We start from the raw sequence: 24,408 nt of genomic DNA on the forward strand, positions 1-24,408 counted from the left end.
TACGGCCAAGGCTGCTTAATGAAGGGCAGCAAGTTCACGTTATCGATACGTGGAACCGTCACGCCAAACATCGAAACAGGCCTATTTAGTCCATCAGCAACACCAACATTTAGTGGAACTTGGACTTTCAAAGCCGCTATACCATCACACTCCACTATCACTACATGATCGCCAGCATGACCATTATCCCCTGACACCGCAGCAGGCAAACGCCGCATACAATGAACCCAGCCTCGGCCAGGTTCGATATTTTAGGTTAACTAATCTTGCTTAAACCAAGGGCCAAATTTCTCCGGCTCGTCGCTCAGTATCCCAACCTTGCGCAGGGGCTTCGGCAAATGCTTTAAAAACACGAGAAACAGAATGATGAGGAGGGGAAGACCAACCAGCAGCATAGACTCGTTGTCACCAAGATGAAATGCTATTCGGCAAAGTCCTGCCACCAGAAACGACCAGCATCCTGCACTAAATGCAGATGCCAGACAAACCATGAACCAGATCTGAAGTGTTGCATAGAGACGCCGCCAGTTCATTTCTTGTCTCCAGAATGACGTATATCGTCAATCACGGTGACACCTTTCGAGCCCACGCCAAACAGCAAAATTCCTTGCGTTGTCCCGTAAGGCGCAACTTGGTTAACGAACGGAATCAAGGCGTTGTTATTGATACGCGGCACGCTCACATCGAACATCGAACCAGGACGATTCAGGCCATCGGCGACGCCCATCTTGAGCGGAACTGGAACCCTCAGCGCCATGATCGATGCTGCAAGGTTCAACCCATCATATACAGTATCTCCCCACGTTGGATTTAGTTGGTTAACTCCATATCGCAAAGGATTCACGCCTGGCGTGTTGATGCCGTTATAGCGGTTGTATAAACCCTCCGAGCCTTCAATCATATCGCTTAACCCGAAAGCTGCCATTGGAATACCAGCAGTACACCCAAAGCCGGTTGTACAAAACCCTAACCCCGTCTTCGCCGTCACGCCTCCAACAACAACCTTCGCCACATCCTTTACTACCCCCACCGGATCGCTCTTCACCGCATCGCCAATCTTGTGTCCTGGCGTGTACTCGAACAGCCCCACCTCTTTCTGTTGATTCACCCAATCGATTTCTGGTTGAAGTTGTGAAGCCTCAAGCTGGCTCACATGGTACTTCGTGTACTCCTCGCTTCCCGGCTTGTACTCCGCCCAGCACCTCACCGCGTAGCACGCCGCTTTGGCTAGCCGCTCTTGCTTCCCCTTATTGCTGCCCGCTTTTTCCGCGATCGCCCTCTTTTCGTTGTCGTTAATCTGCCGATTAAACCGCCCCTCCGTCACCGCAGCCGTCGTCGCAGTCGGTGTGTCTTGGCCCGCCATCCCCGCCACCGCTGCCACCAACGAACTCACCAGGTTCGTTTGCGCTTCTTGCTGGCGCTGCGTCAACCCCTGCGTCGGCCCGAGTAACGTGCCCAGCATCGAACTGGCCGCCGCCCCCATCGCGCCCGCGCCGCAATCCTGGCCGCTCGCCGCCGCGCCCGCGCACCCCACCAGCGCATGCAGCGCCGCGCGCGCTTCCTCGCTTTGCAAGCCATCCGCCACGCGCTTCACTTCGCTGGCCGCCAAACCTTGCACGTAATGGACTGTCGCCGACAGTGCGAACTGCCCCGCGCCTGCCGTCACGTTGCCACCCGCTGCTGCGCCCAGCGCCGACAGTGCCCGTCGATAAGTACCGCCCGGGCCCCATTGCGCCTTTAGCTGCGCCGCTTGCTGTTGCGCTTGCGCCCTGGCCTGTGGACTCAGCTTCGAGTCCAGAGCCGCTTGTTGCGCTTCATCCAGTTGCGCTTGACGATGACCCACGAACGCGCCGATTTGATGTGTCAACTGATTCGCAATCTCGAACCCTGCCTGAATCTTCTCCTTGTCCAAGATTGGCTTGAGCGCATTATCGCCATCTTGCCCACTCCACACCTGCTGGTTCAGCCCGGCCAGGCTTTGCGCAACATCTTGACCCGTCAACGCTTTCTGTTGCGCCTCATCCGTCATGCGAATCGCACCCGCGCTGATCCCGCTCAACGTCGTGCTGCTAGCCTTGCCCGAAGCGGCCATCACGCTCGGCGGCGCAACGCTGAATCCGCCCGGCGTCGACGGCAGCTTGCTACCCGGTACTTGCTCCGCGCCCGTCGCCGCCTGTCCAGACTGGTTCGTGCCCACCCCTTCCAGAGCTTCGCCGCCCCCACTGCCGCCTAAACTGTAACCGCCGCTCAGGCCCACGCTACGGGCCTTATATTCGGCGTAATTGACGATATCCTCGGTACTTAACGTGCGCGTCGTCAAGCTATTTGCTCCGTCATGCACCGCCTGCTGCGTGCTGGCGATCGCCGCGCCCTTCAAGCTCGTGTGTCCTTTGACGTTGATCTGGAAACCGCCATCGCCCGCTTGGATGCCACTGCGCTCCGTCACGCTCGCCCAGTCGCTTGCCATCTTCTGCTGGCTGAAGCTGACGCTACCCGACACACCCAAACCCGCCGTCACGCTGCCGCCGAGCGATATGTCCCGGCTGCGCTCGCTACTGCGCCCTTGCAGGCTTTCAAGGCTCAGGTCCCCGCCCACCTCGCCGATCACTTGCCGGCCACTGAGCACCGCGCCCTTAAGCGTAGTATCGCCGCCCGACTCCAGCACCAGTCGGTTACCCGCGCTCACGTGAGTGGATGTCCAGTTTACGTCAGTGCCTTCGCCCCAGCCGCGTGCGCCGCTGACGCTCGCCGTCACACCGGCTGCCTTGTCTTGGGAGCCCAGGTTCACCGCCACGCCTACGCCACCGCTGTGGCTGCTGTGAGTCAGGTGCGACTCGCGGGTGTTTTGCGCGGCCAACAAATTGATTTTGCCATCGGCCTTCAGTTGGATATCACCGCCACCCTGGATCTTGCTGCCTTGCACGGTCAACGTGGAATCCTGACCCGAACCGACGGCTCGAACCCTTACGTTGCCGCCAGCGGCAATGCTCGAGCCCGATGCGGTGACACTGTTGTAGGTGGCCTGGCTCCCGCTCTGCGCGCCGCCCACGGTGACCGAAATGTTGACTCCGCCACCCGATTTCGGATCCTGGGCGATGGCGTCGGCGGTGTTCTTGGCGGCCAAGCCAGTCGTCACGCCCGCCAACGCTTGCATACGGGGATCCGATGTCTGTCCTACCGACTGCTCCACCTGCTGCGCGGTCTGGACCGCCGCTATTGCTGGCGCCGTCACCGCCACGGTCAAACCCGATTGCTTGAACTGAGTTTGCTGCGTACCCTGGCTCTGCTCACGGGCTTCCGTAATAATGGCTTTGCCCGCCTGAATCTCTACATCGCCACGCGGCGTGAGGATATGACTGCCTTCTTGCCGATAGCGCTGTTTGGCAACCAAGGTCACGTTACCATTGGTCGAGCCCACGGTGGAAGCCGTTGCACGAGTGCCGGCCTGTTGCTGGTCAGCGCTGTGCGCCTGACTGCCAATTGTCAACGACATCCCGCCGTTATGTAATAAACCACTCTTCTTGGTCTCCTTAAAGTGGCTTTCGCTGTAGGTCTGCGTCGCAGCCTGGATAGTCAGGTCGTTCTGCGCCTCAATGAACGTGCCCTTATCTGACACGACGTTGCTGCCGATCAAGGTCACGTTGCGGCCTTGCACCGCCACCGTGTGGCCACCGAAGGTGCTGGCCTGCGTGGTGGTGTCCGCCAGGCTGTCGCGAGTGGTGGTTTGACTGGAGCCGAACAGATTACGACTTTTATACTGCCGGCCTTCGCTCCAGTGGCGGCTTGTTTGCCCGCTCACGATGTTGACGTCACCCTCAGCCAGTGCCACCAATGCGCCCTGGTCGCTGTTGACGCGGGCCGCACGGGCATTCAGGTCGCCGCCAGCCTGCATGCGTACGTTACCCCGCGCATGCACGGTGGTTCCGACCTCTTGCTCAATGCCTTGCTTGAGGTCGTTGCTGGCGTCGATGACGTTGCGTTCTTGCTCCGTGACTTTGACCGTGCCAAGATTTAGATCACGGCCGGCGATTAGGGTGGTTTGGCCGTTCTGCCCATTATTGGCGATCTGCGCGGCAATTAGATTGACGTCGCGCCCAGCGCTGGCCACCAGGGGGCCACCAAGGGGATAGTTAACGCTCAGACCGGCTATACGGTCCAAATGGGTACGGCTAAAGTCGCTCTGGCCAGCTTGCTTGGCATCGCTGCGGGTGGTGGTAATCACATTCAGATCGCGGCCAGCTTGAACGAATAAGGCTTGGTCAGCGTCAATGCTGCCGCCGATCACGTCAATGTCGCCAAGCGCCTGGGCAGAGACTGTCTTGCCGGTGATCCGGCCGCCCACGTTACGCAAATTTTCGGCATTCAGTTGCACGGCGGTATGTCCAGCGAGGGTGCCTGTGTTGACGAGATCCTCTTTGAGTCGCATGTCGATCGCTTCCGCGGCAAGCAGCGTGCCGTTACCGTCAAGGTCACCCGGCTTGACGCGTGCGTAGACTTGCGGCACTAGCGCGCGAGTGACAGTGCCATCGGGTAGGTGCACATCCTGCTCAACCAGCCAGACGATATCGCGGGTCAACTGCGCCATCTGCTGCGTACTCAGCGCCACGCCAGGACGCAGGTTCCATGCTTTCGCATAAGCGCTGCCGGCCTCGAGCAACGCTTGGTATTGCGCGTCATCGCTAGCGTAGCCTTTCAAAAAACGCCGACCTGTCAGTTGCGCGACTTGCTCACGCACCAGCATTTGTTCGTAAAATCCGTCGCCCAAGCGCTTGTGAGTGGCGGCCGGATTCTGCTTTCCTTGCGACAGCAGGGTAGCGGCGCTTTGCCAGGTGCGATAGTCGGCAAAACGCGGATCGGTCTCGATCAGATAGCTGCCATGGTTGGGCTGAACACGAAATAAGCTGTTAGCCGGTACCTGGGCGCTCGGCTGGACAGTGCGGATAACCATAGGGGCATCGCCGTGCGTATCAAGCACGCCTTGCTCATTTTGGCCGCTCGTTGGTTCCTGGCCGCTTATTGCCGAATCCGGACCACTTATCAACGAATCCTGGCCGCTTATCGCGACATCGACCTGGCCCAGTTCGGGAGCGCGCGCACTGAGTGCGGCCGGCACTTCGATCATCGCGCTTGCTTTTAGCGCGTCATCTGCCTGGCTAAGCTGTTGCTGTTCGATCGCATAGCCACGCGCGCCGCTGGCGGTATGCTGCTCGACCTTGGAGACGGGCAGCTCAATCGTGTGCACGATGTCGGCTGGCGTGTAAGCAATCCGTGCCTCCCAGTGGCGGTCATGCCGGCGTTTCGTGCCGCCACGCCATTCATTCCAAGTATACTGGCTAGTGCCTGCCTCGCGGGTAATATGCTGGCCAAACACAGCCTCGTTTTTCAGGTTACCCAAATCGCCCTGTAAAGCGCCACCGACGAAAATATGGCTCTTGTCATTGGTGAAGTTTTCACCTTGTAGCACGAGATTACCGCCTGAGCGAATGAGCGCTGGCGTGCTTTGCGTGACCCGGGTCTCGTATTCGGTACGCGTTATATCGTACTGAGTCCAATTGCTGATTTCGGCGCCGGTGCCATTGTGAAAATAACAGCCGGATTTGTGCCCTGCCGCCCAATGATAGTCGTTGATATCGTGTTTATTGGGATCACCGGCCGGCTGGAGCGCTATGCTCTGAGTTGGCCCGCTAATCTGCACCAGTTCGGTGGCAAAGTGCGCGTTGCGATTGAGCAGGTGCTGAGTGTTGAAACTTAGGCCGCCCAGCGATTCAATCGTGGCGCTGTCGTTGAGCACGTGACCGGCACGACCTACGGCCTGGCCCTGCTCACTCAGCGCGCCGCCAATGTTTAGCGCCGTACTATCATGGCCAGCGCTAAAGATCAGCGCCTGCTCGTGGTTGTTGACGACGTTCGCACCGATATCCAACCGTGCCCGAGCAGCGATAACCGCGGCCCGGCCATCCTCTTGCCGATTGTCAACGGTGTTGGCCTGCAATGCAAGGTGATCACCGTAGAATCGGCCCGTGCCGACATTGTCCACCACACCGGCCTCAACACGCGCCTGCACGCCGTCGATTAGACCATGGTTAGACAGCTTGCCATCGGTGGCCACTCTCACGCGGTTCCCGTTGATCCGGCCACCGACGGTGTTGTCGATCTGCGCGCCCCGTACTTCAAGCTCGTCTGCCTGGAAAGTACCGCGGTTAACCAGCCGGCCCATCGTGCGAATGACGGCACGACCATTGGCAATCACTTCATGATCGTTGTCAAAGTCTTGCTGCAGCGCCAAGTTTAAATCGCCGTTGGACAGCAAACGGCCCGCTCCGCTCAGCCTGCTTGCACCGATATCCAGCCGTGTCCGTGCGGCGATGACTGCCGCCTGGCCATCCTCCTGTTGATTGTCAATGAAGTTGGCCTGCAGCGTAAGTTGATCACCGGAGAGGCGCCCCGAGCCGACATTATCCACCGCACCGGCCTTGATGCGCGCCTGTGTGGCGTCGATCAGGCCACGGTTAGACAGCTTGCCATCCGTGGCCACCCCCACATGGTCCCCGTTGATCCGGCCACCGACAGTGTTGTCGATTTGCGCGCCGTGTACTTCAAGCTCGCCTGCTTGGAGAACACCGCGGTTGGTCAGTTGTCCCCCCGTGCGCACGACGGCATGGCCGTTGGCCATCACTTCGTGATCGTTGTCAAAGTCCTGCCGCAACGCTAAGTTCAAATTGCCCTTAGACAGTAAATGACCAGCTCCGCTCAGACTATCGGCCTCGACACGGCAGTCGGTACCGGACAATAGCGTGCCAGCCGGGTTAGCCACACGATCGGCAAAAACCTGAATGCTACCGGCCGAGGAGACGTTGCCCTGCGTGTTGTCCAGCACGCTATCCGTGCCCACGCCGGTAATCTTCACGCGGCGATTGGCGGCGATGGTCCCGACATGGTTGTCGATATGCTTGGCCGTCAGCGCAACGGCGTCGCCTTGCAAACCCAACGGCATAGCGGGGTCCGTGCTGCGGGTGTCATGGTTGTGAATCCGCTTGGCGTTCAGTGATAACTTGCCACTCGCGGCTACCAGGCCGCCCTCATTGTCGGCGACGTCAGCCACGCCCATCTGCAGCGCCTGTCCAGCCTGTATCACGCCACGCCTGTTGCGCAAACTGTCAGCCTCGAGCCCGACCTCGGCGCTGCCGCCAAACTGGCCTTTCGTATTGTCCAACGCACCAACGTGCGCGGTGAGTTGGCCTTGGCTATGCACCACGCCGGCGCGATTGTGCAACTCGCCGCTATTCAAGTCCAATTCGCCGCCGCTGAGGATGCCGCCCGTCTTGCCGGAATCGATGTTACGCACCGTTTGACCGTGTGTTTGCACGCGCATCGCGCCAGCCGATTGCAACAACCCACCCGTATTATCCAACGCACCACTACGCACGTCGAGGCGACCGGCGGTGCTCATCAGCGCACCGCCCGTGTTATTCAGTGTCGCCTGCCGAGTATCGAGTTTGACCTGGCTGCCGCGGATCACGCCGTCGGCATTGTCCAGGCCTGTGTTGTCCAGCGTCAACTCGCTGGCGGCCTGGAGCGTGCCGCCCGCATTATGGGTTTGGCCTTGGCTGCTCACCTTTAGGCTGCCTTCGGTTGCGTTCACCCAACCATCTTCACGATTATCGAGCGTGGTGGACTCGACGCGCAGTCCGTGGACGCCGATCAGCTTCCCCCGGCGATTGTCCACTGTAGACGCGGTGACCCTCAAATCACCGTCGGCGGCGAGCGTTCCTTGCGCACGGTTGTCGAGCGTGCCGTCAACACTCACGTCCAAGTTGGATTGACCCTTGGTTTTGATCATGCCACCCTGGTTACGTAAATCGCTCGCCCTCACCGTCGTGTTGCCGGCGGCAACAAGCTGGCCATGGGTATTATTAAGTTGATCAGCGATGTCAACCTGGGTGTCGTGTGTGCCGGCCGCGCTAATCCTACCCCATTCGTTGATCAGTTGTTGCGTCTGCAACGTCAACGCGCCATTACCGCGAATGGCGCCGCGGTTATTGTCCAATACGTCGCGCACCTTCAACTCGAGCATGCCAGCGCCGCTGTCACGCAACACGCCTTCGGCAGTAGTCAGTGTGTCTGTGTCAACACGAATCTGCTTGCCTTGAGTCAAGCCGCCACGTAGGTCAGCCTTATGACTCATCAGCGTCAAGGCGCCATCGCTCACCAGTGTGCCGCCGACACCTTCTAGCTGTGGCACCTCGATCTGCAAACGGCCAACGCCAGCTTGCCGCACGCGGCCTTGCGCGTTATTGAGCGTGCTGGCGCGGATATGCAGCGCACCGTCGCTGACAATCTGCCCGCCTCGACTATTATCCAGCTCGTTCTTCACCTCCAGGCGGTTATCGCCGCCGACGACCACCAGCTGACCCGCGCGGTTATCGAACGATTGAGCGTTTAACGTTAGCGGCCCGGCGAGTTGCATTTGCCCCGTCTCGTTTTGCAGTGCGCCAAGTTGGAGCTGAGGGCTGCCTGTCACGTACAATTCGCCCAGACGGTTGACCAGATCGCCGCCTTTTACATTCAAATTGCGCACGCCTAGATGGCCGCCCTCGTTGTCCAGGCCCGCGCGGGCGGTCAGATCGATAGCACCCGTGGCCATGATGCTGCCGCCGTCGTTATCCAGTATGTGGGTAACGTTGAGCGCACCCGCCGCGAGCGGCGCGGCGTCGCTGTCATCTGAGACGTTCATACCCGACGTGCGGTCATGCGTGGGCATCGTGGCGGCATCGGCGTCCGCCCCAGCCTGTCCGATGTGGCCGCCCTCCCGATTACGAACCTGCGCGGCATGCACAACCAGGTCCTGGGCGCCCGTTTGCTCCATGGTGCCGCCCCGGTTTGTCACGGAGTCTGCGTTCACTTCCAGGCGCGTGGCATGCAAGGCGCCGCCCCGGTTGTCCAAATCTTTTGGGGTGTCGAGCACCAGTTCGCGTCCAGCGCTAATCGTACCGCTGTTCGCCACGCCGCTGCCGACGTTCAAGTGCGTATCGGTCCTGGCCTGCAGGGCGCCGCTGTTTTCCAGGCGGCCGTCGACGGTCACCACCAGTTCGCCGGCTGATGCGCCGATTTGGCCAGCGTTGCGCATCCCCACGCCGTGCTCGGTACCGAGCAGGACGATTTTCTGTGCGTACATGCCGCCGAGTTGGCTCACGTCCAGCGCGAAAGCCGGCACATTGCTGTCTGTGGCCATTGAATCCACCACGCTCTGGCTGGCACTGACCTGGTTAGCGCCGGTGATAACGCGTAGCTGCTGAACCCAGAGGCCAGCATTGATCCGGACGGAGCGCGCGATAATATCAGTGTAATCGGCGCGGCTCGCATCGAGCCCGCCACCGGTGAGGGTAACGGCGCCTTGCTGCACGCGGTAGCCGTCGAGGTTGCCGCCATTCATGATCGGGGCGCCGGTGGTCAGCGTGACGCGATTGGCATTGATGAAGCCACAGCCGGCGCAACTGATCCCTGCCGGATTGGCAACCACGACCTGCGCGCGCTCGCCGGCCACTTCCATGTAGCCGCGCAACTGGCTGGGATGACTGGCATTGATCTCATTGAGAATTACACGTGCGGTGCCGTTAACTAGCCATGGATTGCCTTGCACCCAGCCGCCAAGCTGCGTTTGCGTGTGAGTGCTAGCGTTGTTGAGAATGACGCCCCGATGGCCGACGTCAAATTGGCTATAGGTATTGCGCGACACACCGCCCGCGCTGGGGGCTTGGATGTTAATCAGCGGCACGCCGTTGGCGGCGTTGAGTACGGTTGGCTGCTGGTCGCGCGGCGCGCCAGGATCCGCCACGATCTGCGCCTGTGCGAGATCAACGACCAGCCCAAGCGACAACAGAATCGAAAAATCCAGCACCCGCATCGTCGCCAGCAGGGGGCACGCCGAGCGTGCGGCCCGAACGCCGCGCTGCTTGCCTTGACTGGCGACATGCTCCGCCACGGCCATCTGTAACCCGCGGGCCCGATTGAAGACGACCTGATATAAATGTGAATTCATAACGGGTATCCGGAAAATAGAGCAGTCTTAACGCCTACGCTTAATATGACCAGTTGACGTTAAAGCCAGCATTGAAGCGACGGGTCTGAAAACCCGCCGGCTTGCTAAGCGGCGTACCGACAAAAACATCCCAGAACAGCCCTTTGGCCCCACCGCGCAGGCCGATTACGGCACCGGCTAAGTGCTGTCCGATCAAGAAGTGGGCGGACGGTCCGCCCACTTCTGCATAATCCGCGCCCAAATAAAGCGTCTGCCCGGTGTGGCCCAGTGACCAGCCTAGGTCATTGCGCACCAGCCAGCCTCGGTCGCCGATCAACGCGCTTTCACCATCGAAACCACGCACGGTATAACGCCCGCCGATGGAAAAGCGTTCCGGCAACGCGAGCGGCGTGCGGCTCCATTGTCCGCGCCATGCTGCAGTGTAGTGCAGTCGCTGTGCAGCGATGGTCAATGGAAGGGTCAGTTGGGCGTCCGCAGTCATCAGCGATGGGCGCGACGTCCCCTCGCCGAAAAATTCCTCCGGCGCTGGCTGAGCCCCTAACATGCCCGTCCCCTTGCGGTACGCCACGCCGCCCTCCAGCGTGGCGGAACCGATGAATTCGCGGTGACTTAAACCGATTTCCCAGCCTGCCGTGTGACGGCGTTGTACCTCGATCTCGGTGTCATCGATGAAACTGCGCGCATGGCGTAGCCACCCGCGCACATGAGCGTAAGTCTTGCGCACGGCATCGCGATAAAGCAGGCGCGAGAGGCGCACCTCAGTCAGATCGCCATCACCACCGTAGCGGTAGGTTTGGTAGGCGCCCACGACCGGCTGGTAATAATCATAGCCACTGGTGGTGAAACCCAGCAGCCAGTAACGATACGGCACTTCATAGTGCACGGTGTAGCCACGCGTGCCTTTGGGGCCGCTATGCCCACCGCCAAGGTCGTGGTTGAAGCTGGCGTAAAACAAATCGTTCAGCGTCCACCAGTTGTCGTACGAGACAGTCACGTTACCCTGGTACCGCCCCGTATACCGACTGCCTGCATCATCGATAGAGACGTTCAAACGCACCGGATGCGCCTGTTTCCACGCAATCACCAGGTCGCTTTCGCCAGGCTGGGCGTCGGGCCCTTCAGCCGGTGTGATTTGGATGTCAACGTCGGCCGTCGGCACGCGCTTGAAGTTTTCCAGCGCCTGCTCGATGTCACGCAGGTTGAGTAAATCGCCTGATGTAACCGGCACAGCGTTCCACTGCGTGGCGCGCGCACTGCTGTCGTCGGTAAAGCGGATCGCACGGACCCTGCCCGGAATAAGCGTGAGCGCGAGCGTGCCGGCCTTCAAATCTTGCGGGGCCGCCAGCACGCGCGTGGTCACGTAGCCACGCGCAACAATCGCGTTTTGCACCCGCTTCATCGTCAGGTTGATACCTGCCGTGCCCAGGCAGCGGCCAATGGCCGGGTCACCTGGCGGATTGGCCGCCGCCAACGCCCATTGGAAATGCGTGGCCGCGTCACCGTTGAGTAATATGCGCTCGATGCGAAAACAGGGCGACTCTTGCGCGGGAAGACCCGCTTGTTCAGGCGCTAACGGGCGTGTCAGCCGCACGTCCGGCGTGGCCTCACGCTGCTGTCGAAGTACGCGCTCGCGTTCCTGCTCGCGCAGCGGCTGCTGCTCGGCGCCATCGAGCGGTAGCGCTTGCGCCAGCATCATCGGCGCCAGACCCACGCAAAACCCTACCCCTTTTCTGCTCCACTGGCGACGACAACCCGCCTGCTTCCCCTTTTTCATTATCATAATAATTATTTCCTGCCTAGTGCTGGCAGCTAAATAAAGTACGCTAGGGCCGATCCTAGCAGAACTTGCGCATTACGCACTCGAGCAGCCACCGCAGCCCTCCGTTAGAGGCGGACCATGAGCGTGGAGGCAAAAGAAGCGATCGGCCCGGCGCCACCATGTTGATCAGGTACATCCTGTTTCCAGCCGAGATACCGTAAGGACCCGGTGAAGGTACCTCAGACGCGAATTTTCATCGATCAGGCCGCGGCGAGCGACCAACGATGTGCCATTCACCGGTGAATGGGTGATCCAGCCACGCTGCAGGCAGCGGGCCAGCATTGGCAATAAGCAGTGAACCGCACTGGGTGTGCGGTCAACCTCGCCCCCTTGGCCGCCTCGATTGTCTCGGCCAGCAGGGAGGTGGCAGAGATCTTGTGTGCTGAGGCTGTTCAAAAGATCTCAATTCATGGCGCTGGTGAACCGCTCGCCGAACAGAGTGACGAACTGATTGGCGGCTTGCCGCCAAAGGATAAGCGGCATCTACCCATTCTTTTCGATATTGCGCAAGGCTACATACACCAGCTTGCTGTCGGCTTCGTCGCTTGGGAAGCGGCCGCGATTCTTCACAACCTTGCGCAACTGCATGTGCATGCTGTCAATGGCGTTGGTCACTGGCATGGTACGAACCGGTGCCCCGCGTGTTCCCGCCGCGAAGTTTTAGGCATAGGGTACGACTATCCGAGACAGGGGCACCGGGGATCACCTGCTCCCATTGGCGTTGCCACCTCGCCGCGCTGGTATGTTAGGCGGGCCAGTTCGATCCATCCGTCAGGAAACCAGAAATAGTCGCGTCGCATCCTGCTAGCCGATGCCGTCGTTCATGGCGCTCAGGTAACTTGTTGATCGTACATCTTCTTGCCTCCGATCACAGCTCAACCGCGCGCACGCGGGTTGGCGCCACATCGGTGAAGCGCGGTACGTCAGCCATCACTTCAGGCACTTCCGGCGAACTCAACGCGGCCTTCACCGCTGCTTCGTCGCGGAAAATGCATTCGCAGATGGCAATGGTGCCATCCTGGCCCCCAGCAGGGAAAAACGCAGTAGCAACGCATTGACTGACCGCATAGCGCTAAGACCCATGAAATGTCCAATTTGATGACTGTAACGTCAAAAAGATGAAATAAGACATCTGAACACAAGCCACCCCGCTCAGACAGATGGACAGGTCAACGCGGCGCACAAGCGAACGACGGTGCGCCCCCTGGCCAGATCCATCACCATGCTAACCTGACGGTTGACGCTTTTGGGGTGCGGCGGCTGGCGGCGCTACGCGTTGCGTTGCTCCAAACCAAACCTATTATTGCTGCATCGCCAGCTTCAGTCCAAGCAGGACGAAGATGATGCCAATAATTTTTTTCTCCCAGCGGCGCAGCCAGTGTAAACGCGACATGATGCGGCCAAGCGAGCGTATCGAAAAGATTACAGCCGTCAAGTACAACATGCCTATGGCGACAAAGATCAGCCCGAGCACGACGAACTGCCAAAACATCGCACCGCGCTGCGGATGCGCAAACTGTGGCAGAAATGCAAGAAAGAACAACGCGACTTCTGGATTTAGCACCTCAATCAGCATCGCTTGAACAAAGGCCTTTCTAGGTGAAACCGCAGCCGGCTTCGGCGTGAGCGCATACTCAAGCGTCGGTTTCTCGAGCAACGCCTGCACCCCAAGATACAGTAGATACGCGGCGCCGGCCAACTTAACGATATTGAATGCCAGCGCCGAGGTCATCAGCAACGCGGATAAGCCCACTGCTGCACAGAGCGTGTGGATAAGATCTCCAGCCACCACACCGAGCCCGGTGAATACGCCGATTATGCGGCCGCCTTGTACTGTGCGCGTGAGCACCAGCAACACGGCTGGCCCGGGAATCAGCAACAGTCCGAGCACGACCACGACAAAGGTGCCCAAAGTCGAAAATTCCAGCATCAAAAGCTCCTATCGCCGTTCATCGATCCCCTCAAGCCACGTCCATGCGTGCCGCCATCAAGCCTGACACATGGGCAATATCAGCCCATAGCCATGCTTGTGAGCCTGAACGCGATTGTTGCGCGTGCCTAGCATGCGATGTTCGCGCGGGCAACTCCTAAATAGCCCCAGCGTGTTTTGCAAATCAGTGAATAATGACTCGAAGCGCTCGCTTCGTTTAGCAACATGGAAGTATTCCCAGCGCGAGAAGGCCAGCACGAAATGATACAGCCGGTGATCGAATGGCGAGCCGGCGATCGTCACGCGTAGCCCAGCCATGTCGGTAAAATCCGACAAGCCTTGTGCACCACACTCGTGCTGCTGCGGAAAACACGCTGGCGATCGTGCACAGCAAGTGAAGTAATGCGCTGTTGCGATAGCGCCCAATTCACCGATGACTTCGCCGGCGGCGACGTTTACATTTTCGCAGAATGCTTCTTTGGTCAACGCGTATGGGGGTACCCCGGCGACGCGGCGCGCGTTACGGCTTGCTATCGCCAAACAGGTTCATGATCTGCTGGCGCTCTGCCGAATTCACATCGGGCGGCGGCGCCGGCGGTTGCATGCCACCCGGCCCCACTGTGCCAAACTGTGCATTCGAATCGCTTGCGCCGGCCGGCGCGTTCGCGTCGAGCCCGATCGACGCGATAAAGCCGTTACCCGGCGTCTTGTCTGCGTAGAATAGCTCGCCGTCGATCGCCGTCAGCCCTTCGGGCATCGGCGCTTGGTACTGCGGCACGCCGCGCAGCGCGCGTCCCATGTACTGGACCCAGATCGGCAGCGCCAGCTGCGCGCCGAATTCGCGGCTGCCGAGCGATTTGGGCTGGTCATAGCCCATCCACGCGACCGCGACCAGGGTATGCTGATAGCCGGCAAACCAGCCATCCTTGGCGTCGTTGGTCGTCCCGGTCTTGCCGGCCAGGTCTGCGCGATGCAACACGTTGGTTCCCGAGCCCGTGCCCGCCGACGCAACCGAATGCAACAGGCTGTTTATCACATACGCATTACGCGGCTCGATCACCTGCGGTGCATTCTGGCCGACCACCAGCGGCTGGGCCTTCAGCAGCGGCTCGCCGTGCGCATCATCGACCTGGGCGATCAAATACGGATTGACCCGGTAGCCACCGTTCGCGAAGACTGAATAGGCTGCCGCCGACTGCAGCGGCGTCACCAGTCCCGCACCTAGCGCCATCGGCAGGTAGGGTGGCGTCTTGTCAGAATCAAAGCCGAACCGCTCGGTCACGTATTGCTGCGCGTACTGCGTACCGATATAAGACAGGATCCGGATCGATACTAGGTTCTTGGACTTCTGCAACGCCACGCGCATCGGCATCGGGCCCTCGGATTGGTCATCATCTTTCGGTTCCCACGCGTGCCCACCCGGTGTCGTCGGCGGAAAATACAGCGGCGCGTCGTTGATGATGGTCGCCGGGCCCAGCCCTTTTTCCAACGCGGCCGAATAAACGAACGGCTTAAAGCTCGAGCCCGGTTGCCGCCACGCCTGCGTGACGTGGTTGAACTTGTTCTTGTTGAAATCGAAACCGCCGACCAGCGCGCGGATTGCACCATCTTGCGGCGTGACCGACACGAGCGCCCCCTCGACCCGCGGCAGTTGCGTGATCGAGGCCCGACCGTTCGCGTCGCGCACCACGCGGATGACCGAGCCGGGCCGAATCCGCACTGACGCCGACGCGCGAGGCGACAGTGCGCCTGCGGCAAACCGCAGCCCGTCACCGCTAATCTGCACGACGGTGCCATCAGACAACTGCGCATTGATCTGCCGCGGACTCGCGTCAATGACCACGGCGGCAAGCAGATCACCGTTGTCCGGATGGCCGACGAGCGCGTCCTCGATCGCCTGGTCGCGCTCATCGCCGGCGGGCGGCAGTTCAATGCCTGCCTCCGGTCCGCGATAGCCATGGCGGCGCTCGTAGTCGAGCACCCCTTTGCGCACCGCGTCGTAGGCGGCAGCTTGATCCGCCGAGTCGATCGTCGTCGTGACTGTCAGCCCGCGCGTATAGGCCTCGTCGCGATATTGGGAGTACATCGCCTGGCGCACCATTTCGGCGACGTACTCCGCGTGCACACTGTACTCATTGCCCGCCGTGCGCACGTGCAAGTCCTCTTGGATCGCTTGGTCGTATTGGTCCTGTGTGATGTAGCGCAACTCGAGCATGCGCTTCAAAATGTACTCTTGCCGCACCTTCGCACGCCTGGGGTTGACGATCGGGTTGTAGGCGGACGGCGCCTTCGGCAATCCCGCCAGCATGGCGGCCTGCGCTAGCGTGATGTCCTTCAGGTCCTTGCCGAAGTACACGCGGGCCGCCGCGGCAAATCCGTACGCGCGCTGACCGAGATAAATCTGATTCATGTACAGCTCAAGAATCTGATCTTTGGACAGCGCCGCCTCGATCTTGTAGGCAAGCAACATCTCGTAGATCTTGCGCGTATAAGTTTTTTCGCTGGATAGGAAGAAGTTGCGCGCTACCTGCATCGTAATCGTGCTCGCGCCCTGCGCACGCCCGCCGTGCAGCAGGTCCGCGATGCCCGAGCGCAGGATACCGATGAAGTCCACGCCGCCGTGCTCGTAGAACCGATAGTCCTCGATCGCCAACACGGCCTTCCTCATCACGTCGGGCGTGTTCTGGATCCGCACGAGGCTGCGGCGTTCTTCACCGAATTCGCCGATCAACACGTGGTCGGCCGTGTAGACGCGCAATGGCACCTTTGGACGATAGTCGGTCAACACGTCCAGCGATGGCAACTTGGGCCCCATGACGACCAGCACGTAGCCCAGCACCAGTGCGCCGATCACCGCGATGGCCGCCACCAGGCCGGCAAAACCCAGCATAAATGAGGCGGCCAGCGACCGCAACACGCCCTCTTGGCGTGCGGTGGCACGCTGCCGCGTCAGTGGCACGCGACGCTCTGCGCGTTGAGGATCGGACGGGTCGGGTCGTTTTGCGATAGGCATGTCAGGATAACGCCGCGGTCTCGACGACGCGACGTGATGCTACCGCCCCGTGCGGATTGCGACGTCGCGACAAAACGCGCATTTTAATGCGTGCACGCGGCGCCCTCCCCGACTTTTTTGTAAGCAATTGCTGGTGCGCGCTGCCGTGCCGCATCGCGTCGCGTATGATCCGCACATTAGGCAGCGCAGCAGCGCAACGAATCCGCCATCAACCCGTCAAAGTACAGGCGTAGCCTGCGCGCGGCCCGGCCAGCGGCGCGACAAATACAGCCCTTGCAGCCGCCCGCTCGATCCCCCTATTCGCGACGGCCAATGCACAGACGAACGCATCCCGATGAAGAAGGAACCAACCCGGGCACTGACAAACCTGCGGCAATTCCTAGGCGGCCTTCAAGCGTAGGGTCGCTCGAATGCGGCGGCCAGCCTAACGGCAACATCGTCGGCCCGTTCCGGCAGCACGTTAGTAAAGCTCATTAACAATGCGTCACGTCGCCGCTGATGCAAATACCACGGCGACAGCGCATCGGGCGCGAGGCCGCTGCGCACCGCTGCCTGAACCAGCAATACGTCGTTCGCCAGCGAGCCGTCGCGTGGCGCGGAGGACTCACGCAGCCAACCGATGAGATGCATGCCGCCGACGCTGGGCGAAATATCCAACACGCCGCCGACGCGACGGTGCAACGCCGCGGCAAGTGCGTCGCGGCGCACCGCATACGCGGCACGCATCCGACGGATGTGCCGGCTGAAATGTCCGGCTTCGATGAAGGCCGCGATGCTTTCCTGCAGTGTCAAAGCCGGGGGCGGCGCCAGCAACGCGGCCACCTTGGCTAAGTGCCCAGCGAGCGCAGGCGGCGCGACGATATAGCCGAGCCGCAGGCCGGGCGCAAGCGCCTTGCTGAAGGAGCCGACGTAGAGCACGCGCTCGCCGCCGTCCAGGCTCGCCAGCGCGGGCAACGGCCGGCCTGAGTAGCGGAATTCCCCATCATAGTCATCCTCGACGATCCACGCATTGGCGCGCACCGCCCAGTCTAGCAACGCGAGCCGCCGCGGCAATGACAGTGATACCCCCAACGGCGCCTGATGCGAAGGTGTGACAAGCGCCATGCAGGCCCATGGTGCCTTCGCCACGCCTGCCTCGACATCCAGTCCTTCGTCGTCAACCGGCACGCCAGCCAATTGCGCGCCGGCCAGCGTCAACGCGTCACGTGCCCGCCGGTAGCCGGGGTCTTCGAACCAGATCGGGCGCGACGCCGTCGCCGGCAATAACGCTGTCGTCAGCAGTCCAAGCGCGCCATGATACCCGTTCGTGATAATGATCCTGGCAGGGTCGCAGTCAATTCCGCGTGCTATCGCAAGATAGCCGGCAATCGCATGACGCAAGCGGGACTGGCCTTGCGCATCACCGTAACTGAACGCCTCCGCGGCCAACACGCGCCCTTCGTGACTAGCCACCCGAGCCCACAGCTTGCGCGGGAACAAGTCCAACGCAGGCAGTCCCATTTGCAACGGTGCCAAGGCTATCGCGGCACTCACCGATGCACTGCCGGCCGACGGTGCAGGCGCAGGCTTCACCGGACCATGCTGTGGTGGAAGTCGTGCGTTGACCCGGGTGCCGGCTGCGCCGCACGTCTCGATGAATCCTTCCGCCGCAAGCAACGCGTAGGCGAGTTCAATCGTGCCACGGGCGGTATTAAGTTGCGTGGCGAGCGCGCGCGTGGACGGCAGCCGCATGCCGGCGGGCAATCGGCCGTCCAGAATGCCGTCGCGAAGCCGGGTAACCAGTTGCCGATAGATTGGCTCACCGCGCCGGCGATCTAGCGCTAGCGTGCAGGCCCAATCGGCCGCCGGCATCGTGCTGAGTCGGCCTTCGCGTGCCACGGCCCGCTTGCCGTCGCGCTTCGCTGTCATCGCCCTGCTCCGGCTGGCATCATGGCCTACTTATTTAAACCGTTTTTGGCCTTTTACGATACCCCATTCGCCGCCTACGATAAAGGCTCATAGTCCATTGACGCGAAAGGAAACCATGATGAGCCAACCCCGCCTGCCTTACCGTGAACTGTCCAAAGATGCCTATCTCGCATTGGCGTCGGTCAATGCCGCACTGGGACGCTCCACGCTCGGCCAGAAGTTGTGTGACCTTGTGTTTCTACGTGTATCGCAAATCAACGGATGCGCGTTTTGCGTCGACATGCATTCACACGACCTGGTCCAGCAAGGCGAAGACGTGCAGCGCCTGTTCAGCGTGCCAACCTGGCGCGAGACCGAGCTGTTCGATGCGCGGGAGAGCGCCGCGCTGAACTGGGCCGAGCGCCTGACCACACTCCCTGGCGGCCATCCAGCCGATGCCGATTTCCAGGCGCTGCAGGCCCACTTCAGCGACACGGAGATTGCCGATCTGACTTTCGCGGTCGCGGTGATCAATGCCTGGAACCGACTCGGCGTCGGCATGCGCCTGCCGGTCACAAGCCGTTCCGCAAGCGCCGCTTGAGTCGGTTGAGTTAGCTGAATCGCCTGAGCGCTTGACGCGTTATCAGCACGGTCACCGACGCCGTAATCGATGAAGTACGCAAATGGCGACAGCGCCCGCTGGAAGCGATGTATCCGGTCGTGTTTTTTGATGCCCTGCGCGTGAAGGTGCGCGACGAAGGCACGGTCAAGAACAAGGCGATTTACCTGGCGCTGCGCCCACACCGGTGCCGCTGTTGCCGCACCTTTATTGATATGATTCGCCTGGCCCGCGCTGCTTCGCGGCCTGGCGCACGCTCCTATCGCCCGCCGCCTCCATCGGCCGAAATCAAGGACCTACAATCGGCGGGCGTCGTCGTGCTGGGCTACGGATCGTTCATCACCACAGTGATCAACTTTATCATCCTCGCATTCGTCATCTTCTTGATGGTCAAGTTTGTCAACAAGCTGCGCGCGCCGGCGCCGCAAGCGGCCGCGCCGGCCACACCGGCAGCGCCGCCTGAAGATATCGTGTTGCTGCGCGAGATTCGCGACGAACTGAAAAAACGCGGCTGACCCGCCTACATAAAGTCCCGCGTGTCGCGCAGCAGGCGCCGCAGCGTCACGGCGTCAAGCGGTGGGGGTGGGCAACGCGTCACCGCTGCCCTTGGCCATCGCAATTTCTTCGATCAGGCCTTCGAGTAGCGTGAAATTGACCGGCTTGGTCAGGTGCGACATAAAGCCGGCGTCCAGACAGCGGCGCACGTCATCATCCGAGCCATAGCCGGTCAGCGCCACCGCCGGCACGCGTGCGCCGGTCTCGATGCCGCGCAACGCTGTGATCAGATCCAGCCCCGTACCATCGGGCAAACCAATATCGCTGACCACGAGATCGAAGCGCCGCTGCCGTGCCGCCTGCAGCGCCGAGGCCACGGTCCCGGTCGCGACCACATTGTGGCCAAAGCCCGCGATGAGCTGAGCCATCACGTCGGCTGTGTCCTGGTGGTCTTCGACCAGCAGGATGTCCAGCGTGGCGCGCTGCGGCGCTGCGGCGATCGTGCCGCGCTCCATCACCGGTCCGGGCGCCTCGACACTGGGCAACACGATCGTAAAGGTGGCGCCGCGCCCTAACCCCTCACTGGAGGCGCGCACCGTCCCACCGTGCACGTCAGTCAGCGCCTTGGTGATTGCCAGGCCCAGGCCCAAGCCACCGTACTGCTGGGTGGTGTGCCGCCCACCCTGCTCGAACGCGTTGAACAGTCGCCCCAGTTGCTCCGGCGCGATGCCGATACCGCTGTCCTGCACGTCAATCCGGATCTGCGGCGCACCCGCTTCCGATGGCGCGTCAGCATCGCGCGTGCGCAGCACAATGCGGCCATGCTCGGGCGTGAACTTAGCCGCGTTCTTGATCAAGTTCCACAACATCTGTTGCAACCGCGCACGGTCGCCGCGGACGAAGCGGTGCTGTGCAGCGCAATCCAACTCCACACGCAATTGCTTGACCTGGATGTCACTGCGAAAAATTTCCAGCACTGCATCGATGAGCTCGTGCATGTCCACGGTCTCCAACGCCAGTAGCAGCTTACCGTTGGCCACCCGCGTCAAGTCCAGTAAATCGTCGATCAGGCGGGCCTCCAACTCGATGTTGCGTCGAATGACCTTCATGGCGGAGCGCACCGGATCGGGAACGTCACGAGCGCGCTCGAGCATTCGCGCACTGGCCAGCACCGGCGTGAGGGGTGTGCGCAACTCGTGCGACAGCATCGCGAGAAAACGGTCTTTCGCGCGATTGGCCTCTTCAGCCGCCTGCCGCGCCGCCTGCTCGGACTGGAGCAGCCGCTCGCGCTCGTCGCTCGCCTCGCGCTGATCCTGGATGTCCGTACACGTGCCGAACCACTTCACAATGCGCCCGTCCGCTTCGTGCAACGCCGTACCTCGCACACAAAACCAGCGATACGCGCCGTCATGACGCCGCAGCCTCACATCGAGAACGAAGAAGCTGTCCACGCCTCGCCCGATGGTCTGTCGCCATGCGTCGCGCAGCGCGGGAAGATCATCGACATGTACCGCGTCGAACCACCCGGCACCGAGTCCCGCGCCAGCCGGCATTCCGGTGTAATCCGACCATTGCCTGGACAAAAAATCGCATTCGCCGCTCGGCGTGCAAGTCCAGACCAGATGCGGCAGCGCTTCGGCAATGGTCCGATAGTGCCGCTCGCGATCGCGCATCCGCTCAGACTCCGCCACGACACGCCGCATCCGCGCTTCGTTCAACGCACGTTCGACGGCCTCGGGCAGATAATCAAGGTAATCGGCTGCTTTCGGCACCACGTCGGACACACCGGCACGCAACGCCTCGATGATCCGCGACTCGTCCGAAAAGCCTGTGGCCAAGATGGCCGGCAGCTTGATTCCGCGCGCAACCAATCCGCGGAAAAAATCCAGTCCGGTTTGTGGCGTACCGAGCCGGTAGTCGAGCACGAGCAGATCCGGCAACGGCTCGCCGATGCAATCGAGCGCCTGCTGCACCGTCGAACATGCGCTGACACGATAGCCGACCCGCCGCAACGCACGCGCCGCAAGCAGTAGGATGCCTTCGTCGTCGTCGAGCACCAGCACGTGAGCGTCGCTGGACATGATAGCTCCGGGACGCGGTCAGCGTGCGCTCGGGCGCACGCTGCACGGCAACTTCACGACCTGCAGGAAGAAGCCCAGCCGCCTGACCGCTTCGATGAATGCATCGTATTCGACCGGCTTGGTGATATAAACATTGCAGCCGAGTTCGTAGCACCGCTCGATTTCGCGCGGATCGTCGGTGGTCGTGAGCACGATGACCGGCAGCGACGCAGTTTGCGGCGATTCCTTCAAACGACGCAACACTTCGACCCCGTCCACGCGCGGCATCTTCAGGTCCAGCAGCACCACACAGTTGCGCAGGTCGCCGTGCGGCCCGGGACCGAAGAAATAATCCAGCGCCTGGTGACCGTCGGACAGCCGCTTGAAGCCATTGGTCAGGCCTGCGCGGCGCAGATTGCGCTCGACCAGCGTCGCATGGCCATCGTCGTCCTCGATCAGGATGATGCTGACTGTCTCCCCGATTGTCATGACTTTTCCCAAGAAGTATTGTATGCACCGGCATACGGTCTCAACCCAGCGTCCTCGACCCGGTGCGCGGTTAGCACGTGCAGACCGGCCATGCCCGTATCGCGCTGCGCCCAGTAAGGCAAACGTTTGCCGCTGCCTTGATTTTTCACCTCCGGTGGGCGGCCGATCGCGACACCTCCCGGATACACCATGCTCACCGGCGCGTGCGCGGGTAATGCGACGTAGAACGTCGATCCCGCGCCTTCGGCCGACTCGACCCACACACGTCCGCGATGTCGCTCCACCATCCGCTTGACCAGCGCAAGCCCGATTCCATCGCCAGGGCCCGCGTCCGCATGCAGCCGCTGGAACGCGCTGAACACCTTCGGCAGCGACGCCGACGGAATGCCGCGCCCGTTGTCCCTTACATAATAGACGCGATGGCGCTCGCCCGTGCCGACCAACCGCGCCGTTGCGATGCGACCGTCCGCCTCAGGGTGCGCGACGTGCGCCGTGGGCGCGGCGGCCTGGGGCGCGTCGCCATCACCGCCCGGATTGACCCAGCCGACCTCGATCACGCCGCAGCGGGACGGGTCCAGGTAAGCAAATGCATTGCCGACCAACTGGCCAAAAATCAGCTCGATCGCGCTAGCATCGCCCCATGCCGGCGGCAGCGGCTGAACCAACATGCGTGCGCCGTTCGCCGACGTTTGGCCGTTCAGCGCCTTAATCACCCGCTGCAATACGGCGTTCACGTCCACCAGCGCCCACTGATACTCGACTCGGCCCGCGCGCGATAGCCGCAGCAACGCGTCAATGGTGCCCCCCGCGCGCGTGACCGCGCTTTGCAGAAAACCGATCGACTCCTGGATCTCGCCGTCGACAATGTGCTGCAGCCGCTCACGCTCGGCCACGGGCAGATCCAACTCGCCAATCGTTTCGCGCAACTCGCTGGCCGAGACCTTCAACTCACGCGAGAACCCTTGCAGGTTCACCAATGGCGAGCGCAGATCGTGCGACACGCTGTAAATAAACATCTCATTGTCCTGCGTCTGTTGACGCAATTCCTCGTTGACCTGCGCAAGCTCACCGGTGCGTCGTTGCAGGTCGGCCTTCAGCAGTGCGTGCTCGCGTTCAGCCCGCACCAGCTTGCGGCTCGTATCGTGCAGCACCTCATCAAGCTGCGCGATTTCATCGCGGCCCCCTACCGGGGCGGCCAAAGGCTCGCCCGTGCCCAAGCGCAGCGCGTTCGTCGTCAAGACCTCGATCCGCTGGCCGATGTGTCGCGCAAACGCCAGCGCTGTGATCACCGCGATCAGCAGCGACACACTCACCGCAAACCAGAGCATGAACTGTTGCGTCTTCAACGAGCCTTGCAACTGTGCGTTACGATCCGCCTGCAGCTTGTTTTCCGCATCGACGAAGTCGCCCAACTCGCTGCGAAATTCATTGATCTCGCGCGGCATTGCCTCACCACGGTATGCCTCGATGACGCGCTGGCGCTCCCCCTCGCGTAATTGCTCGGCCACGCGCTGCGTCAGCTTGCGATACCGGTCGATCGTCTCGCGCATACGCGCGACGCGGCCGGTCTGCTCAGGATTGTCGGCTACCGTCGCCTCGAGCGCATTGAGCCGGTCAGCCAGCTCGATCCATGTCGCACGCTTATCCGCGAACGACGGATCACCGACGATAATCCCCGCCCGCAATTGCGACGCCTGGCGCAGCAATGGACCAAGCAGCGCCTCGGCCTGATTGATCACCTTTTTGGATTGCAACGCCCATCGTTCGGCGTCGGCTACTTGCCGTTCCACGCCAAACAACGCGACCAATAGCGCCAGTTCGCACACTATTGGCACCGCGACGAGCAATAGTCCCTTGGTAAAGAGCTTCATGCGCCAACCGGCATCCGCTCGAACGTCAATGCATGTCCCCTTGTCGATCGCCGGCGTCACATTACGGGTCCAGTGCCGGCCAGCGAATGATTATCAGCCTTGCACGCCGATATTTCAATCTTGAAACAGGCTCGTAGCGGCGTGACCTAGATTCATTTTTATGAATCGGTCAATATGCTATAAAGA

13 protein-coding genes and 2 pseudogenes are annotated in these 24,408 nt (G+C 61.2%); 3 read left to right on the forward strand and 12 right to left on the reverse strand.

The window, feature by feature from the left end:
* Nucleotides 1–260 precede the first annotated feature (260 nt).
* The 9 genes and pseudogenes from KQH60_RS07995 to KQH60_RS08030 all read right to left on the reverse strand — a co-directional run bounded on the left by KQH60_RS07995 (nt 261) and on the right by KQH60_RS08030 (nt 18,709).
* Nucleotides 261–533, reverse strand: coding sequence for a hypothetical protein (locus KQH60_RS07995; protein WP_237575934.1), 273 nt, complete (start codon nt 531–533; stop codon nt 261–263).
* Nucleotides 530–10,039 (reverse strand): hemagglutinin repeat-containing protein, encoded by a 9,510-nt coding sequence (locus KQH60_RS08000; protein WP_237575935.1) that lies wholly within the window; start codon nt 10,037–10,039, stop codon nt 530–532. Before KQH60_RS08000 ends, KQH60_RS07995 begins: the two co-directional genes overlap by 4 nt.
* Nucleotides 10,040–10,079: 40 nt before the next feature.
* On the reverse strand, nt 10,080–11,735 hold the full coding sequence (locus KQH60_RS08005; protein WP_237576096.1) for a ShlB/FhaC/HecB family hemolysin secretion/activation protein: 1,656 nt from the start codon (nt 11,733–11,735) through the stop codon (nt 10,080–10,082).
* Nucleotides 11,736–12,341: 606 nt separating this feature from the next.
* Entirely contained in the window at nt 12,342–12,473 is a 132-nt protein-coding gene (locus KQH60_RS14840) for a hypothetical protein (protein ID WP_255779084.1), read from the reverse strand.
* A 253-nt stretch (nt 12,474–12,726) separates the two neighbouring features.
* A pseudogene (locus KQH60_RS08010) lies at nt 12,727–12,918 on the reverse strand (EthD domain-containing protein); the annotation flags it as partial.
* A gap of 240 nt (nt 12,919–13,158) precedes the next feature.
* The gene (locus KQH60_RS08015) at nt 13,159–13,788 is read right to left on the reverse strand and encodes a LysE family translocator (RefSeq protein WP_237575936.1); all 630 of its coding nucleotides are present in this window, start codon (nt 13,786–13,788) and stop codon (nt 13,159–13,161) included.
* A 57-nt stretch (nt 13,789–13,845) separates the two neighbouring features.
* The gene (locus KQH60_RS15035; RefSeq protein ID WP_368669325.1) at nt 13,846–14,106 is read right to left on the reverse strand and encodes a hypothetical protein; all 261 of its coding nucleotides are present in this window, start codon (nt 14,104–14,106) and stop codon (nt 13,846–13,848) included.
* 202 nt (nt 14,107–14,308) lie between these two features.
* A complete protein-coding gene (locus KQH60_RS08025; RefSeq protein ID WP_237575937.1) occupies nt 14,309–16,801 on the reverse strand; it encodes a penicillin-binding protein 1A in 2,493 nt (830 codons plus the stop codon).
* A 390-nt stretch (nt 16,802–17,191) separates the two neighbouring features.
* A complete protein-coding gene (locus KQH60_RS08030; RefSeq protein ID WP_237575938.1) occupies nt 17,192–18,709 on the reverse strand; it encodes a PLP-dependent aminotransferase family protein in 1,518 nt (505 codons plus the stop codon).
* 118 nt (nt 18,710–18,827) lie between these two features.
* Here KQH60_RS08030 and KQH60_RS08035 point away from each other — a divergent pair, with 118 nt between their 5' ends.
* The 3 genes and pseudogenes from KQH60_RS08035 (at nt 18,828) to KQH60_RS08045 (ending at nt 19,822) form a co-directional block, all read left to right on the forward strand.
* Entirely contained in the window at nt 18,828–19,289 is a 462-nt protein-coding gene (locus KQH60_RS08035; protein WP_237575939.1) for a carboxymuconolactone decarboxylase family protein, read from the forward strand.
* A gap of 41 nt (nt 19,290–19,330) precedes the next feature.
* A pseudogene (locus KQH60_RS08040) lies at nt 19,331–19,483 on the forward strand (transposase); the annotation flags it as partial.
* Nucleotides 19,484–19,522: 39 nt separating this feature from the next.
* On the forward strand, nt 19,523–19,822 hold the full coding sequence (locus tag KQH60_RS08045) for an MscL family protein (protein ID WP_237576098.1): 300 nt from the start codon (nt 19,523–19,525) through the stop codon (nt 19,820–19,822).
* 54 nt (nt 19,823–19,876) lie between these two features.
* Here the strand turns inward: KQH60_RS08045 and KQH60_RS08050 are convergent, their stop codons facing one another.
* Genes KQH60_RS08050 through KQH60_RS08060 form a run of 3 tightly spaced genes read right to left on the reverse strand, consistent with a single transcriptional unit; the run spans nt 19,877 to nt 24,222 of the window.
* Nucleotides 19,877–21,883, reverse strand: coding sequence for a response regulator (locus KQH60_RS08050; RefSeq protein ID WP_237575940.1), 2,007 nt, complete (start codon nt 21,881–21,883; stop codon nt 19,877–19,879).
* Between the two features lie 18 nt (nt 21,884–21,901).
* Nucleotides 21,902–22,351 (reverse strand): response regulator, encoded by a 450-nt coding sequence (locus tag KQH60_RS08055; protein WP_237575941.1) that lies wholly within the window; start codon nt 22,349–22,351, stop codon nt 21,902–21,904.
* Nucleotides 22,348–24,222, reverse strand: coding sequence for an ATP-binding protein (locus KQH60_RS08060; protein WP_237575942.1), 1,875 nt, complete (start codon nt 24,220–24,222; stop codon nt 22,348–22,350). The genes KQH60_RS08055 and KQH60_RS08060 overlap by 4 nt, the downstream gene beginning before the upstream one ends.
* Between the last annotated feature and the right edge of the window lie 186 nt (nt 24,223–24,408).

The organism is Mycetohabitans sp. B8, assembly GCF_021991875.1.
Taxonomy (GTDB): Bacteria; Pseudomonadota; Gammaproteobacteria; order Burkholderiales; family Burkholderiaceae; genus Mycetohabitans.

Bases quoted from the DNA above. Each gene is read 5' to 3' on its own strand.
- KQH60_RS07995 (WP_237575934.1), bottom strand. From the start codon at position 533: ATGAACTGGCGGCGTCTCTATGCAACACTTCAGATCTGGTTCATGGTT.
- KQH60_RS08000 (WP_237575935.1), bottom strand. From the start codon at position 10,039: ATGAATTCACATTTATATCAGGTCGTCTTCAATCGGGCCCGCGGGTTA.
- KQH60_RS08005 (WP_237576096.1), bottom strand. From the start codon at position 11,735: ATGATGCTGGCGCAAGCGCTACCGCTCGATGGCGCCGAGCAGCAGCCG.
- KQH60_RS08015 (WP_237575936.1), bottom strand. From the start codon at position 13,788: ATGCTGGAATTTTCGACTTTGGGCACCTTTGTCGTGGTCGTGCTCGGA.
- KQH60_RS15035 (WP_368669325.1), bottom strand. From the start codon at position 14,106: ATGGCTGGGCTACGCGTGACGATCGCCGGCTCGCCATTCGATCACCGG.
- KQH60_RS08025 (WP_237575937.1), bottom strand. From the start codon at position 16,801: ATGCCTATCGCAAAACGACCCGACCCGTCCGATCCTCAACGCGCAGAG.
- KQH60_RS08030 (WP_237575938.1), bottom strand. From the start codon at position 18,709: ATGACAGCGAAGCGCGACGGCAAGCGGGCCGTGGCACGCGAAGGCCGA.
- KQH60_RS08035 (WP_237575939.1), top strand. From the start codon at position 18,828: ATGAGCCAACCCCGCCTGCCTTACCGTGAACTGTCCAAAGATGCCTAT.
- KQH60_RS08045 (WP_237576098.1), top strand. From the start codon at position 19,523: ATGATTCGCCTGGCCCGCGCTGCTTCGCGGCCTGGCGCACGCTCCTAT.
- KQH60_RS08050 (WP_237575940.1), bottom strand. From the start codon at position 21,883: ATGTCCAGCGACGCTCACGTGCTGGTGCTCGACGACGACGAAGGCATC.
- KQH60_RS08055 (WP_237575941.1), bottom strand. From the start codon at position 22,351: ATGACAATCGGGGAGACAGTCAGCATCATCCTGATCGAGGACGACGAT.
- KQH60_RS08060 (WP_237575942.1), bottom strand. From the start codon at position 24,222: ATGAAGCTCTTTACCAAGGGACTATTGCTCGTCGCGGTGCCAATAGTG.